At 69.4% G+C, this 13143-nt stretch carries 14 protein-coding genes; 11 read left to right on the forward strand and 3 right to left on the reverse strand.

Annotation, left to right across the window (positions count from 1 at the left end; translation table 11 throughout):
* The first annotated feature begins 194 nt into the window (after positions 1-194).
* Entirely contained in the window at positions 195-899 is a 705-nt protein-coding gene (locus IEZ13_RS00835; protein WP_183215634.1) for a hypothetical protein, read from the forward strand.
* Between the two features lie 91 nt (positions 900-990).
* On the opposite strand, the gene IEZ13_RS00840 is transcribed toward IEZ13_RS00835, so the two are convergent.
* Positions 991-2892, reverse strand: a complete 1902-nt coding sequence (locus IEZ13_RS00840) for a hypothetical protein (RefSeq protein ID WP_183215636.1) — start codon at positions 2890-2892, stop codon at positions 991-993.
* 447 nt (positions 2893-3339) lie between these two features.
* Between IEZ13_RS00840 and IEZ13_RS00845 the strand changes: the two genes are divergently transcribed.
* The 7 genes from IEZ13_RS00845 to IEZ13_RS00875 all read left to right on the forward strand — a co-directional run bounded on the left by IEZ13_RS00845 (position 3340) and on the right by IEZ13_RS00875 (position 8422).
* Positions 3340-3630, forward strand: coding sequence for a DUF1540 domain-containing protein (locus tag IEZ13_RS00845; protein ID WP_183215638.1), 291 nt, complete (start codon positions 3340-3342; stop codon positions 3628-3630).
* A 201-nt stretch (positions 3631-3831) separates the two neighbouring features.
* The gene (locus tag IEZ13_RS00850) at positions 3832-4053 is read left to right on the forward strand and encodes a type II toxin-antitoxin system VapB family antitoxin (protein ID WP_183215640.1); all 222 of its coding nucleotides are present in this window, start codon (positions 3832-3834) and stop codon (positions 4051-4053) included.
* Positions 4050-4463, forward strand: coding sequence for a PIN domain-containing protein (locus IEZ13_RS00855; RefSeq protein ID WP_183215647.1), 414 nt, complete (start codon positions 4050-4052; stop codon positions 4461-4463). The genes IEZ13_RS00850 and IEZ13_RS00855 overlap by 4 nt, the downstream gene beginning before the upstream one ends.
* 112 nt (positions 4464-4575) lie before the next feature.
* Positions 4576-5331 (forward strand): NUDIX hydrolase, encoded by a 756-nt coding sequence (locus IEZ13_RS00860; RefSeq protein WP_183215649.1) that lies wholly within the window; start codon positions 4576-4578, stop codon positions 5329-5331.
* Entirely contained in the window at positions 5328-6275 is a 948-nt protein-coding gene (locus IEZ13_RS00865) for a molecular chaperone DnaJ (RefSeq protein WP_183215651.1), read from the forward strand. The genes IEZ13_RS00860 and IEZ13_RS00865 overlap by 4 nt, the downstream gene beginning before the upstream one ends.
* 12 nt (positions 6276-6287) lie before the next feature.
* Positions 6288-7247 (forward strand): hypothetical protein, encoded by a 960-nt coding sequence (locus IEZ13_RS00870; RefSeq protein WP_183215653.1) that lies wholly within the window; start codon positions 6288-6290, stop codon positions 7245-7247.
* Positions 7244-8422: an adenylosuccinate synthetase gene (locus tag IEZ13_RS00875; protein WP_183215656.1), complete on the forward strand. Its 1179-nt coding sequence runs from the start codon at positions 7244-7246 to the stop codon at positions 8420-8422. The genes IEZ13_RS00870 and IEZ13_RS00875 overlap by 4 nt, the downstream gene beginning before the upstream one ends.
* Here the strand turns inward: IEZ13_RS00875 and IEZ13_RS00880 are convergent.
* The gene (locus tag IEZ13_RS00880) at positions 8419-8853 is read right to left on the reverse strand and encodes a nitroreductase family deazaflavin-dependent oxidoreductase (protein ID WP_183215658.1); all 435 of its coding nucleotides are present in this window, start codon (positions 8851-8853) and stop codon (positions 8419-8421) included. The genes IEZ13_RS00875 and IEZ13_RS00880 overlap by 4 nt on opposite strands.
* 55 nt (positions 8854-8908) lie before the next feature.
* Between IEZ13_RS00880 and IEZ13_RS00885 the strand changes: the two genes are divergently transcribed.
* The 3 genes from IEZ13_RS00885 (at position 8909) to IEZ13_RS00895 (ending at position 11035) form a co-directional block, all read left to right on the forward strand.
* Positions 8909-9508: a sulfite oxidase-like oxidoreductase gene (locus tag IEZ13_RS00885; RefSeq protein ID WP_183215660.1), complete on the forward strand. Its 600-nt coding sequence runs from the start codon at positions 8909-8911 to the stop codon at positions 9506-9508.
* Positions 9478-10227 (forward strand): ferredoxin reductase, encoded by a 750-nt coding sequence (locus tag IEZ13_RS00890; protein ID WP_183215662.1) that lies wholly within the window; start codon positions 9478-9480, stop codon positions 10225-10227. The genes IEZ13_RS00885 and IEZ13_RS00890 overlap by 31 nt, the downstream gene beginning before the upstream one ends.
* Before the next feature lie 61 nt (positions 10228-10288).
* Positions 10289-11035 (forward strand): energy-coupling factor ABC transporter permease, encoded by a 747-nt coding sequence (locus IEZ13_RS00895; protein WP_183215664.1) that lies wholly within the window; start codon positions 10289-10291, stop codon positions 11033-11035.
* On the opposite strand, the gene IEZ13_RS00900 is transcribed toward IEZ13_RS00895, so the two are convergent.
* On the reverse strand, positions 11029-13131 hold the full coding sequence (locus IEZ13_RS00900) for an ATP-binding protein (protein ID WP_229794381.1): 2103 nt from the start codon (positions 13129-13131) through the stop codon (positions 11029-11031). The genes IEZ13_RS00895 and IEZ13_RS00900 overlap by 7 nt on opposite strands.
* Positions 13132-13143: the final 12 nt, after the last annotated feature.

The following is a 13143-nucleotide window of genomic DNA, read 5'->3' on the forward strand; positions in this document are numbered from 1 at the left end:
GTTGCGGATGCGTTGCGGGGTCTTCTCAGGCGAGGTCCGCGCGGTGATCACGAGGTTGCGGACCGGGAGCGGGCGCCCGGCACCAAGGCCGCGATTCTCGTGCGAGAAGTCCGACTTGTTAGGGAACATGAAGATTCGACTGGCTCACGTGCACATGGGGCCTGACGGAATCGAGAACCGCGAGGTATGACGACATGAGCCGATCCGATGGCCGCCGGAACCGCGACCGGAAGCACCGACCCGCGCAGAGCCCGATCCACCGGCCGAGTTGGAAGGCAGTGATCGGGGTGACCGGCCTGGCGGCCGTCCTCGGCACCGGAGCATATGTGATCACCGGCCAGGTGCTCGCCGACCGGCAAGCCGATGTGATTCAGGGCCAGAGGATCATCGTCCCGGCCCCGGTGGCCCCGGCGAGCACATCCGGATCACCGGAGCCCTCGGCGACACCGACGGCCGCCTCCAAGAAGGCGTCACCGACCCCCTCGACGGCGGCCGAGGAGATCAAGGAAGCACGGCGGAAGATGGCCAAGGACGGCGTCGAGGTTCAACGGCCGGTCGCACCGAAGAGCACCACGGCGGCCGACGACGTCAAGACGACCACCGAAGGGTCCCTGAAGGCGGGTGGCATCGTGCGGATGGTCACCGCTCGCGGGGATCTGACCGGGCGGGGGGAGTTGGCCTACGTCGCCGGCGGCGTCCGGAAACACCGGAGTGCGTCCTGCTCGCAGACCTTCCAGTTCAGCACCAATCCCCGACCGGCGAAGAAGGACAACCTGCTGATGTGCTGGCGGACCAGTCCGGACAAGAGCGTGCTCGCGATCGTGGTCGACCCGAAGGGCCGCCCGTCCCGGGACAAGGCGGTCGACGCCCTGGAGAAGAGCTGGCGCGACATGGGGTGAGCCGGTCGGTCGATATGGCGTCACAGCACAGCGGCCCGGAGCTCACACTCCGGGCCGCTGCTTGTTGCTGAACGCGAGAACCTCGATGAGATCAGAACGAGGCCACCGTGAACGTCGAACTGCTCGACACCGCCGAGAAGTTGACGAGCGCACTGTCTACAGACTGGCCATCGTTGACCACCGTGACCGTATAGGTACCGTCAAGCACCTCGGTGCCCGTGCCGATCGTTGGCGTGTGATCTGCGGTGGCACCCGTGATGGAGTCCTCCAGGTTGAGCGTGCAGATGATCTCCGCGTCGCTGATGGGCAGAACGCCGTTGCAGTAGCTGACCGGGTTCGCTCCGGTCTGCACGATCGCCGGGCGGGCACTGGTCAAGACTGCGTCATTCCACGCATTGTCTGTCAGCAGAACGTAGGACTCATCGTCGACCAGCGCCACACCGGTAGCCACGTCGCCAAACGTCAACCCGCCGAAGCCGGCCCCCGTAATGTCCAGCACCGGCGAGGTACCGGTCGGCGCCGTGTTCGGGGTTAGGTTGATGCCATAGGTGAAGGTGTACGGTGGCGTACCCGTGGTGGTCTTGGTGCCGGAAGACGTGGTGACGCTCAGGTGCGCAGGGCCCGGCGCGTGAGCGGTGGTGGTGCCGGTGAACGAGGTGGCGTCGACCACCGTGATGTTCGTGATCGGGCTACCGCCGAGCGAAGCGGTGAGGGTCGCACCGGCGGCCGTCGGGATGCCACTCAGCCCTGAGACGGTGAGGGTCTGCCCGCCCTGCGCCGGACCGGATCCGGTCGCCGTCGCCGCGCCGCCTTCGACCGCGAACTGAGCGCCCGACAGATCCAGCACCGCGGCCACGGTGAAGACAGCCGGTGCCGTGGCCATCGCGGCGGCGGGGTCGTCACTCGCGTAGGCGCAAAGGTTCCACGGTGTAGTGACGTCCTTGCCTCCGACGATCACGTCGTCGTCCGGCAGGGTGACCGCGACCTTGGAATTCGTGATCTTCAATACCGTCGCCTCGAAGGGCTCCAGGCCGGTGGCAGCCCCGAGAGCGGCATCCGCTGGACGTGTGAGCGGGCAACTGTTCCGGGTGGCCAGCACGCTGGGGACGCCAGCGGCGAAGGGGGAGGTCGTGGTCGGCGCGGTGAGCGTCAAGTTGGTGGCTTCACCCGAACTGCCACCGGTCGGAACCACCGTGACGGCGGGCAGCGTCTTGTCGAAGCTGGCGAAGGTCACATTGCTGCGGGCCGCCAACGGAGTGGTGCCGGCCGTGGTGCCGCCATAGGAGCAGACATGGTAAGGCGTTCCGGCCGTCAAAGTCGCGACTGTCGCGGTCCCGGGCACGGTCACCGTGACTGCGGTGTTGACGGGAACGGAGGTGGTGGCGGCAACCTTCACCGTAGAGGTGGCGTTGATCCGCGTCCCAGCGAGCGGAGCGGTGTAGAGGGCTGGACATTCCGTGCCGGCGACGAACTGAGTCGTGTATGAGGTCCCGGTGAAGATCGCACTACTCCCGGTCAGGGTGATCTTTTCAGTGGCCTGCCCGGTGGTCGGGCTCAGCGCGGCGATGTTCACAGCGGTGACGAGGTTCGCGGTGGTCTCGGTGGCGACCAGTGCGCCCGTTGTCGCGCTGGCGTAGATGCACGTCTTGTAGGTGCCCGCGGGCAGGGCCGGCGTGGTGAGATGGGCGGTCGTGACGCTGGTCGCATCGATCAGACCACCGTTCACGGCGCCGGTCACGGCCGTGTCATAGGCGGCCGGGCAGTTCGTTTCCGTCTGTGGCACGAACCGAACAGCCATCGTGTCGGCCAATGCGGTGCCACCGGTGAGATAAAGAACGGTGCCGCCGGCGATCGCCACCTGGCTTGTGCTGAGCGTGATGGCGGCGCTGGCCGGTGTCGCGGTGCCGGCCAGCACCAGCACGGCTGCTGCCGCCGCCGCACCTCCGGCCTTGAGTGGCCGGTGGCCGGGTCGTCGAGCTGTGGACTTGCGCATGCGAGGTCCTCCTACGGTCTGCGAAACCGCGATAGGGATTGGGAGCCCGCGCGCTTAGGCGACGGCGGGCCGTCTCGCCCGAAGCGTAACGATTAAGGGTGATAGAGATCCCGAAAGCTATAAACAACCTCATTTTTCGGACACACCCACACCGCAGAGCTAACATGCCCCGCCCCCGCCCAGCACCGCGACCGCCGGACACCGCGGCGGCAACACACCGAACACCCCCACGGGCCCCTGCCGGACAAAACGAACCCCACCCCGCGCCGACGATGACCGATAAGCGCGATCAATTGGTGAGGTATGGCTTACCTAAATCGGGAGGAGTAAAGCCTTTCCTAAGCATTCTCCATTTCTGAGAATGCAACCTCGGAAACGTGCAGAACGGCAGAACAATAGGTAAGTTCGAATCAAGGCTCGTTACCTGCCCGCCGAAGGAGAACCGTCGTGACTCAGATGATGAACATGCCGCGCGTGCAGACCTGCACCGTCACGGACTGTGGCTACAACCACGACGGATGCACCGCGTTCGCCATCACCATCGGTGACACGAACGCCGAGTGCGACACCTTCGTGGGTTCCGGGCTGTCCGGCGGCATGGGCGTGGCCATCGCCCAGGTGGGCGCCTGCAAGCGCGCCGACTGCAAGTACAACAAGGATCTCGAGTGTCAGGCGCCGGCCATTACCGTGGGGGCCTCCGCGGACGTGGCGGACTGCCTCACCTACGAGCATTCCTGACCGATTCCGCACAGAGCGCCGCCGTCTCACCCCGGGTGAGGCGGCGGTTTTCTGTTGACACCGGCCGACACCCGGCCTGGGTCACACTCAGCTCAGACCATCCGGGACGGGCGGCTCTGCGAGAGTCGGCCGAGGAGGCCCGTACCCACCAGCGATGTTGGTAGTGTTTGAGGTGTTCAAACACTACCAACAGGAGATCGGATGGCCATCACACAAATCGATCTGGACGACGAGGCACTCGCGGAGGCGATGCGGTTGTCCGGAGCCAAGAGCAAGAAGGAAACGGTCAACCTGGCGCTGCGTGAGTACGCGGCCCGCCATCGACGGATCGCAGCACTCGATCACCACGCGACAGTCGCCCGGGGATGGGACTACGAAGGCTGGCAGGACCTGCATCGTGCGGACAAGGCGCCGACCGAGTGATCAGATACCTGATCGATTCATCAGCGGTCTGGCACATCCTGCGGGACGACGCGTTGCGAGAAGGCTGGGCCGGCGTCATCTCGGACCACGCCATCGGATCGTGCCGCCCGCAACGCACCGAGTTCCGTCGCTCGGCTCGCGGGCGGGATGAATACGAGGAGATGACCTCGATGTTCGCCGACCTGTATCCGGACGTCGCGGTGCCCAAGAGCGCATGGCAATGGGTGGACTCGGCACAGTACCGCCTGATGCGAGCCGGTGCGCATCGGGCGCTGTCCTGCGTGGATCTCCTGATCTGCGCCTGCGCCGCCGTCGGCGGACTGACTGTCCTGCACGACGACAACGACTTCGTCGCCGCTGCCCGGCACCTTCCCGACCTGTCCGAGCGCCGGATCCACGATCTCCCTTGAGGTGAGGTTCCGGCCGACTCGGGCAAGGCGACGGCGTTGACGGACGCTCAAGCACGCGCTAGGTTGCACTCATATCGAGTAAGACTCATAGCGAGAAGAACCGGAGCGGGCGATGGACGAGGCGATCTTCCTGGCGGGGTACGACCCTCGGGACTATCCCGCGGTCGCGGTGACCGTGGACGTGGTGGCGCTGACCATTCGGGACGGGCGGCTCTGCGTGCTGCTGGTCGAGCGCGGCGAGCAGCCCTTCGCCGGCCACCGGGCGCTGCCGGGCGGGTTCGTCCGCGAGGAGACGCTCGGCGAGGCGGCCCTCCGGGAGCTGGCCGAGGAGACCGGGCTGACGCCGGGTCAGGAGAAGACCGAGCTCGAGCGGGTGCACCTGGAGCAACTTCAGACGTACGGAAACCCGGGCCGTGATCCCCGGATGCGCGTGGTCTCCGTGGCCTATCTGGCGTTCGCGCCGAGCCTGCCCGAGCCGACGGCCGGCAGTGACGCGGCGCGCGCCTACTGGGTGCCGGTGGAGGAGGCGAAGGATCTGGCCTTCGACCACGACGAGATCCTCGCCGACGGGCTGGAGCGTGCGCGGGCGAAGCTCGAGTACACGCCGCTCGCCACGGCGTTCACCGGGCCCGAGTTCACGATCGGCGAGCTGCGGCAGGTCTATGCGGCGGTGTGGGGCGAGGAGCTGCACGCCGGCAACTTCCACCGGAAGGTGCTGTCGGTTCCGGGCTTCGTGGAGAGCACCGGCGAGACGACGGCGAAGGGCGGGGAGCGGGGCGGGCCGCGGGCGAAGCTGTACCGGGCCGGTGACGCCCGGCTGCTGCACCCGGCGCTGCTCCGGCCGACCAGGGAGGACCGGGTGCGATGATCACGACAGCACGGATCGAGACGCTCTCCTTCGAGGAGGCGGTCGGGCAGATCGCCGCCGCGGAGAGCTTCCGGGAACTGGATGTCGAGCGGAGCGGCGGCCGCGCGTACAAGAAATGGGCGAAGCTGGTCCATCCGGACGCGGTGGGCGCGGGTCGGCGGGCGACCGCGACGGACGCCTTCGCCAAGCTCTCCGCTCTCTACCGGCAGAAGCCGGAAGTGCCGGTGCTGCACGGACGCCGGCGGGCCTACCGGATGGGCGAGGTGTTCGCCCACGGTGACCTCGCCGAGCTGTACGCCGACGGCCAGGCCGTCGTCAAGATCCCCCGGCATCCGGGCGACAGCGACCTGATGGAGGTCGAGGCCGCCACGCTCCAGAGACTGTGGCGGAACGGCGATCCGCGGTTCCGGCCCTACGCGGCCCGGCTGATCGAGAGCTTCGTCTACGAGGACGAGCGGCGCTGCCGGCGCCGGGTGAACGTCGTGGAGCGGCAGGACGGCATGGTCAGCCTGGCTCACGTGAAGGAAGCGGCGCCGCAGGAAGTGCTCTGGATCTGGCGCCGGCTGCTGACCGGTTTGGGCTGGGCGCACCGGGCCGGAGTCACGCACGGGGCGCTCCTGGAGGAGCACGTGCTGATCCATCGGGAGATGCGCGGTCTAGTGATCATCGACTGGTGCTATGCGGGACATCGACCTAGGGCGATAGTGAAAGCACGGCAGTCGGCCTACCCGCCGGAGGTGCTGAACGACAGGCTCGCTGGTCCCGCCACCGACATCTACATGGCGACCGGGCTGATCACGCGGCTGATGGGGTCGCGGATGCCCGAGCCGCTGCGGCGGTTCGCCGCCGGATGCACCTATGACGCGCCGCGGATGCGGCCGCAGGACGCCTGGGCGCTGCTGGGCGAACTCGACGACATCATCCCCCAGCGGTACCGGAACTGAGGAGAGAGCGACATGGGAAGCGGACACTGGTCCACCGACGTCTACACGGCGGCCGCCGACTTCCGGGCGGCGACCGGGAGGAGCGCGTTCGCGTACAGCGACTCCGGCGCCCGGACCGCGCACCCCGACCTGGATCCGGACGGGGTCTTCATGCGGGAGTCCCGGGACAGTGACGAACACCCGTTCAGCACGCCGATCGCGGTCCTGTTCGACGTGACCGGGTCGATGGGCAACGTGCCGCGGGTTCTCCAGACCAAGCTGCCGCAGCTTCTGGGGCTGCTCACCAGGAAGGGCTACGCGGTCGACCCGCAGATCATGTTCGGGGCGATCGGCGACGCCACCTGCGACCGGGCGCCGCTCCAGATCGGACAGTTCGAGTCGGACAACCGGATGGACGACGACCTCGCGAAGATCGTCCTGGAGGGCGGCGGCGGGGGCCAGAAGCACGAGTCCTACGAGCTGGCGCTGTACTTCATGGCCCGGCACACGATCCTGGACTCACTGGTCAACCGGGGGCGCAAGGGCTATCTGTTCATCATCGGGGACGAGATGCCCTACCCCCGGGTGAAGCCGCGCGAGGTGCGGGCGGTGATCGGCGACGAACTACGCGAGCCGATCCCGACCGAGGACATCCTGGCCGAGCTGAAGCGCAAGTTCGACGTCTACTACATCCTGCCGACGGCGGCCCACCACAGCGGCGACCGGGAGGTGCTGTCGCGCTGGCGCAAGCTGCTCGGGCAGAACGTCCTGGAACTCGACGACCTGGACGCGGTCTGCGAGACGATCGCGCTGACCGTGGGGCTCGGCGAGGACGCCATCGACCTGGACGAGGGCATCGCCGACCTGACCGACGTGGGCTCGGCGGCGGGCGGCACGGTCGGCCGGGCGCTTTCGCCGTTGCAGCGGACGCCGGTGGTGCGGTCGTCGTTCGAGATCGCGGGTGGGGGCGCGGGCGGGAACCAGCGGCTGTGAGCCGGCACGTCGCGGTCGTCGACCTCGGGTACGGCGACGCCGGCAAGGGCACGGTCGTCGACTTCCTCTGCGCCACCGAGGAGAAACGGGCCGTCCTGCGCTTCAACGGGGGAGCGCAGGCCGCGCACAACGTGATCACCGAGGACGGGCGGCATCACACGTTCAGCCAGTTCGGGTCGGGCACGCTGCGCGGCGTGCCCACCCACCTGACCCGGTTCATGGTGGTGGACCCGCTCTCGCTGGCCGGTGAGGCGGCCGCGCTCGGCAACCCGTTCCACCTGCTCACGGTGGATGGGGAGGCACTGCTCGCCACTCCGTGGCATCGCGCCGCGAACCAGCGGCGGGAGCGTTCGCTTCGGCACGGCTCGTGCGGCATGGGCGTCGGAGAGACGATGGCGTACGCGTCCGAGCACCCCGATGCCCCGAAAGTCGCCGACGTGCTGTCCCCCGCACGGCTCCGGCGCCGCCTGGCGGCCGTCCGGGAGGCGCTCGACGTGCCCGGGCCGCCGCTGGACGACGTGGTCGAGGCGTTCGTCGCGTTCGGTGAGGCGGTCCGGATCGTCGGGCCGTCCTGGACGTCCCGTCTGCTGGCTGAGGGGCCGTGCGTCTTCGAGGGCGCCCAGGGCGTGCTGCTCGACGAGTGGCGCGGGTGGCATCCGCACACGACGTGGTCGACGACCACGTTCGCGAACGCCCTGTCGCTCTGCCCGGATCTGTTGCGACTCGGCGTGATCAGGACATACACCACCCGGCACGGAGCCGGCCCGTTCGTGACCGAGGCGCCGCTGGACCTGCCGGAGGCGCACAACGGCCGCGACCCGTGGCAGGGCGATTTCCGGGTCGGCCACTTCGACGCGGTGGCCCACCGGTACGCGGTCGAGGTGGCCGGCGGCGTCGACGCCCTGGCGATCACCCACCTGGACGTCCCGGACCGCTCCCCCGGTCTGCGGATCTGCACCGGCTACGAGGTGGACGGCGAATCCTGGGACCGGATCGAGCCGGGCCCGCCCCGCGACCTGGTGTACCAGGAGCGCCTCGGCGAGCGGCTACGGCGCGCCCGCCCGGCCGGCTTGTACCGGCCGGACGACTGGTGCGAGGCGATCGCCTCGCACCTGGGCGCGCCGGTCCTCGTGGAGTCGCACGGCCCCGGGGCCGCGGACAAGAAGTCGCGCTAGGCCGGGGTCAGGAGGAAGACCGGGATCTGGCGGTCGGTCTTCGTCTGGTAGTCGGCGTAGTTCGGGAAGGCCTCCACCGAGCGCTTCCACCAGGTGTCGCGCTCCTCACCGGACAGCTCACGGACCGTGTAGTCCTGCTTGAGCGACCCGTCCTGGAGCTCGACGAGCGGATTCTTCCGGATGTTGTAGACCCAGACCGGGTTCTTGGGGGCGCCGCCGAGCGAGCCGACGACCGCGTACTCCCCCTCGTGTTCGATCCGCATCAACGCGGTCTTGCGCAGCAGCCCGGTCTTCGCACCGACGCTGGTCAATACGATGATCGGCTTGCCCAGGATGTCGTTGGCCTCGGCACCGCCGGTGGCCTCGTACTTCTCTGCCTGATTGCGCGCCCAGTCAGATGTGCTGGGGGCGTACTCACCCGTCAACGGCATGATCCCGACCCTACCCCGCCCGCTCGGATCCGGCCGTGAGGTTTACTCATACCTCATGAGCATCATCTCCCGGGGCTTCGGCGGGCGGAGACGCGAGTCGCCGCCCGATCTGCCGCCCGGTCAGTACCTCGCGCACGACTTCCCGGTGCTCTCGGCGGGGCCGACCCCGCGGATCCCGCTGGACCGCTGGCACTTCACGATCGTCACCGAGACCGGCGAGAAGCACACGTGGGACTGGAAGCAGTTCACCGCGCTGCCGGCCGAGGAGATCACGGTCGACATCCACTGCGTCACCAAGTGGTCGAAGCTCGGCACCACCTGGAAGGGCGTCGCGATCGACACCCTGTTCGAGGAGGTCGAGTCCGCCGCCGACTACGTGATGGCGCACAGCTACGGCGGCTACACCACGAACGTGCCGCTGGAGGACCTGCTCGACGGGAGAGCCTGGATCGCCTACGAGTACGACGGCGAGCCACTGCACCCGGAGCACGGCGGCCCGGCCCGGCTGCTGATCCCGCACCTGTACTTCTGGAAGTCGGCGAAGTGGGTGGACGGCTTCCGGATGATGCACGAGGACGAGCCCGGTTTCTGGGAGGACGCCGGCTACCACATGTACGGAGACCCATGGCGCGAGCAGCGGTATCACGGCGACTGACCTGGCGGGCGGCCACCGTCGTGGCGGCCCGCTGGGAGACACCGTCGGCACGCACCCTGGTGCTCGACGTTCCGGAGTGGCCCGGGCACCTGGCCGGGCAGCACCTCGACATCCGGCTCACCGCCGAGGACGGCTACCAGGCCCAGCGCAGCTATTCGATCGCCTCGGCGTGGCCGGGTGACGGCCCGGTCGAGATCTCGGTGCAGCGGCTGGAGGACGGCGAGGTCTCGCCGTACCTGACCGATGTGGTCGAGCCGGGTGACCGGATCGAGGTGCGCGGCCCGGTCGGCGGCTGGTTCGTCTGGCGGGACACCGCCACGGCGCCGGTGCTGCTGCTGGCCGGCGGCTCGGGCGTGGTGCCGCTGATGGCGATGATCCGGGCACGTTCGCTGGCCGGCGGCCGGCAGCCGTTCCGGCTGATCTACTCGGTGCGTACGCCGGAGGACGCGCTCTACGCCGAGGAGCTGCGCCGCCGGGGCCGCGAGGACGCCGGGCTGGACGTGCGGTTCGTCTGGACCCGCAAGGCGCCGGACGACTGGCCGCATCCACCGAGGCGGATCGACCTGGCGACGGTCGACACGTACGGGTGGCCGCCCGGCTTCGAGCCGGACTGCTTCGTCTGCGGCCCCACCACGTTCGTGGAGACGGCCGCCGACATGCTGGTCGCTCTCGGACACGACCCGAAACGCATCCGCACCGAACGTTTCGGCGGCGCATAGACATCCATGCCTTCCCCGGCCACGAACCAGCTTCGACGGCACAAGGCTGGGGAGTACGCCCATGGAAGCGACAGCGATGCACGTGGCCGGCGGGACCGTCGGCACACCGGTCACGATCGTCTTCTCGGTGGCCGCCGTGGCCGCCCTCGGATTCTGCGCCGCCCGGGCCCGCACCCACCTGGACCGGCCGTCGGCGCTGACGGCCGGCCTGCTGGCGGTGCTCCTGCTGACCGCGCAACTGATCAACCATCTGCTGCCCGGGGTCCACGGGCACCTGATCGGCGGGGCGCTGGCCGCCATGCTGGTCGGACCGTGGATCGGCGCGCTCACCGTGACAGGCGTGCTGATCCTGGACGGCCTGCTGTTCGGTGACGACCTGAGCACCCTCGGCCTGAACGTCCTCAATCTCGCGATCCTCGGCACGGCCGCCGCGTATCTGCTGGTCGCCGCCCTGCTGCGGGGACTGCCGCGGAACCCGGACGGGCTGGCCACCATCGCGCTGACCACCGCCATGGTCAGCGCCGGGGCGGCCGCGGCGGGCGCCGGCCTCCAGTACGCGCTCGGTGGCGACCCGCCGCTGAACGGGCTGACCGGTCAGATGGTCGGCACCCAGGTGCTGATCGGCATCGGCGAGGGGCTGATCACCGCGGCCGCGGTGGTCGCGCTCGCCCGGTTCCGGCCCGCCCTCGTCCACGCCGTGACCGGCCCCCGGGTCAAACGGACACCGCCCGCGGTCCCGGCCGCCGTCGCCGGCGAGCCGGAGAGCCTCTACCGCGTCGTCCGCCGCCGCGGGCACACCGCCTACTGAGGCAGGGTCATGCGGGGGCGGAGCACCGTGGGCGCCGCGGTGTCCAGCGCCGCGGGCAGGGAGAGGATGAAGCAGGATCCGCCGTCCGGGTTGTCGGTCGCGGTGATCGTGCCGTGGTGGCGTTCGACGATGCGCTTGCAGATCGCCAGGCCCAGGCCGGTGCCGTGGTACCCGCTGTCGCCGTGGGCGCGGTGGAAATTGCCGAAGATGGCGTCGTGCTGCCCCTTCGGGATGCCGATGCCGTTGTCCGCGATGCGGATCTCGACCATGTTCCCGTCCCGGTGGGCGGTGATGGTCAGCGCCGGCCTGGTTCCGGCGGCGGTGTACTTGATCGCGTTTCCGATCAGGTTGTCCAGTAGCTGACGTAGCAGTACCGGATCGACCTGCACCGGCGGCAGCTCGCCGATGGTGAACCGCGGCTCGAGCGCACCGACGGCGCCGGCCGCGTCGGTGCGCGCTTCGGCGATGTCGGCGACGACCCCGGCCAGGTCCACGGGCGCCGGAGCGAGGGCCGCCTCACGAGCCGTGGCGTACGCGAGCAGGCCGTCGATGAGTCCCCGCATCCGTGCCGCGGCCCGGCCCGACCGGGTCAGGTCGGCGAGCGCCTGGTCCAGGCTGGGATGGGCGGGCAGGTCCGACAGCGCGTCGGCCGCGGCGGTGGTCCAGCCGTCGACGCTGGCCAGGGGGTTGAGCAGGTCGTGAGCGATGACGCCGGCGAAGTTGGTCAGTTCGTCGCGGTGCCGTCGTTCGGCGGTCACGTCGTGCAGGAGCACGACCGTGCTGCGGGTGCCGTCGCGACGGAGCAGCGGTGTGGCTGTGGTCCGCACGATGCGGCCGTCGGGTGTGCCGGGTCTGCGGATCAGGGCGTCCCGTTCCGGTACGTCATGTCGGGCGAGGGCGCGCAGATAGCCGAGATCGTCGTCGCCGTACCGGGTGCCGTCGAGGCGGAACAGGCCGAAGCGGGAGTCGGCCTCCGGGTGGCCGGATCCGCCGAGCAGTTGGCCGAAGGCGGGGTTGCGCAGTGATACCCGGCCGTCGGGTTCGATCACGGCGAGGCCGTCGGCCATCGAGTCGATGATCGCGGCCAGCAGGTCGGCGTGCGCGGCGGCGAGCATCTGTTGCGCGGCCAGCTCGGTCTTCTCCCGGGCCAGCTCCGCCTTCTCGGCGGCCAGCTCGGCCAGCAGGACGTTTCGCTCGTCGCGTGCCAGCGCCAGAGCCAGCCCGACCACCGTGACCAGGACGAGGAAGAGCTGGACGAGGATGCCCTGGGTCAGCGGGTCGGCGACGCGCGCGAACGGGCCCGTCCCGGCGATCGTGTAATGCACGGCGATGCCGGCGATGACCGTGTTGTGCAGCAGCAGGAACGGGGTACTGAGCCGGATGGCCACCAGCACGGTCCAGCTGAGCAGCGGAAACGCCAGCGGCAGATGGGCGGCGTTACCGAAACCGATCATGTAGGCGCAGGTGGTGCCGGCGACGATCACCAGGTACTCGGCGATCCGCCATGGCGGGGTCCCGGCCAGCGTCCGCATGTGGTGCCGCCACCATCCGCCCACCGAGCCGTGGCGGTCGCGGAACCCGGCGAGGGCCGACCCGGCGAGCACCCCGGCCGAACCGAAGATCAGGATGCTGGCCGTGTGCCGGGTCAGGTACAGCGTGAAATGTGTCCAGTCGAGGCTGCCATAGAAGATCCGCTCGTTGGCGACCCCGAGGCCGGCGCCGCAGAAGCTCGCGCCGACCGCCGCGCCCAGAAAGCCCCACAGGTCGCGCGAGCGGTGTAACGGCTCGGTGCCACCGGCGCCCCACAGGTTCGGTCTCCACCAGGACAGCAACCGGCTGAACACCATCGCCTGGGTGACGCCCGCGATGCCGAAACCCAGAGCGACGTTCGGCGCCGGGGTCGTGGTCACCGCCGTCGTGGCGACCAGCGCCGCCGGGAGCGCCACGACATCCGCCCAACGCGCGCGGGCGCGGCGCTGGGCGCAGAACCACACCGCCGATACTCCGGCGGCGGGCCACGCCAAGCCGACACCGTCCGGACCGACCGCGGTCTGCCGCCCGAGAAGCACCGCGGCGCTGTAGGCGAGAGCGAACAATGCGGTTCGCGT

The organism is Actinoplanes campanulatus, from assembly GCF_014647795.1.
GTDB classification, from domain to species: domain Bacteria; phylum Actinomycetota; class Actinomycetes; order Mycobacteriales; family Micromonosporaceae; genus Actinoplanes; species Actinoplanes campanulatus.

Excerpts from the sequence above, each read along its gene's own strand:
- IEZ13_RS00835 (WP_183215634.1), top strand. The coding sequence starts at position 195 with ATGAGCCGATCCGATGGCCGCCGGAACCGCGACCGGAAGCACCGACCC.
- IEZ13_RS00840 (WP_183215636.1), bottom strand. The coding sequence starts at position 2,892 with ATGCGCAAGTCCACAGCTCGACGACCCGGCCACCGGCCACTCAAGGCC.
- IEZ13_RS00850 (WP_183215640.1), top strand. The coding sequence starts at position 3,832 with ATGGCCATCACACAAATCGATCTGGACGACGAGGCACTCGCGGAGGCG.
- IEZ13_RS00860 (WP_183215649.1), top strand. The coding sequence starts at position 4,576 with ATGGACGAGGCGATCTTCCTGGCGGGGTACGACCCTCGGGACTATCCC.
- IEZ13_RS00865 (WP_183215651.1), top strand. The coding sequence starts at position 5,328 with ATGATCACGACAGCACGGATCGAGACGCTCTCCTTCGAGGAGGCGGTC.
- IEZ13_RS00870 (WP_183215653.1), top strand. The coding sequence starts at position 6,288 with ATGGGAAGCGGACACTGGTCCACCGACGTCTACACGGCGGCCGCCGAC.
- IEZ13_RS00880 (WP_183215658.1), bottom strand. The coding sequence starts at position 8,853 with ATGCCGTTGACGGGTGAGTACGCCCCCAGCACATCTGACTGGGCGCGC.
- IEZ13_RS00885 (WP_183215660.1), top strand. The coding sequence starts at position 8,909 with ATGAGCATCATCTCCCGGGGCTTCGGCGGGCGGAGACGCGAGTCGCCG.
- IEZ13_RS00890 (WP_183215662.1), top strand. The coding sequence starts at position 9,478 with ATGGCGCGAGCAGCGGTATCACGGCGACTGACCTGGCGGGCGGCCACC.
- IEZ13_RS00895 (WP_183215664.1), top strand. The coding sequence starts at position 10,289 with ATGGAAGCGACAGCGATGCACGTGGCCGGCGGGACCGTCGGCACACCG.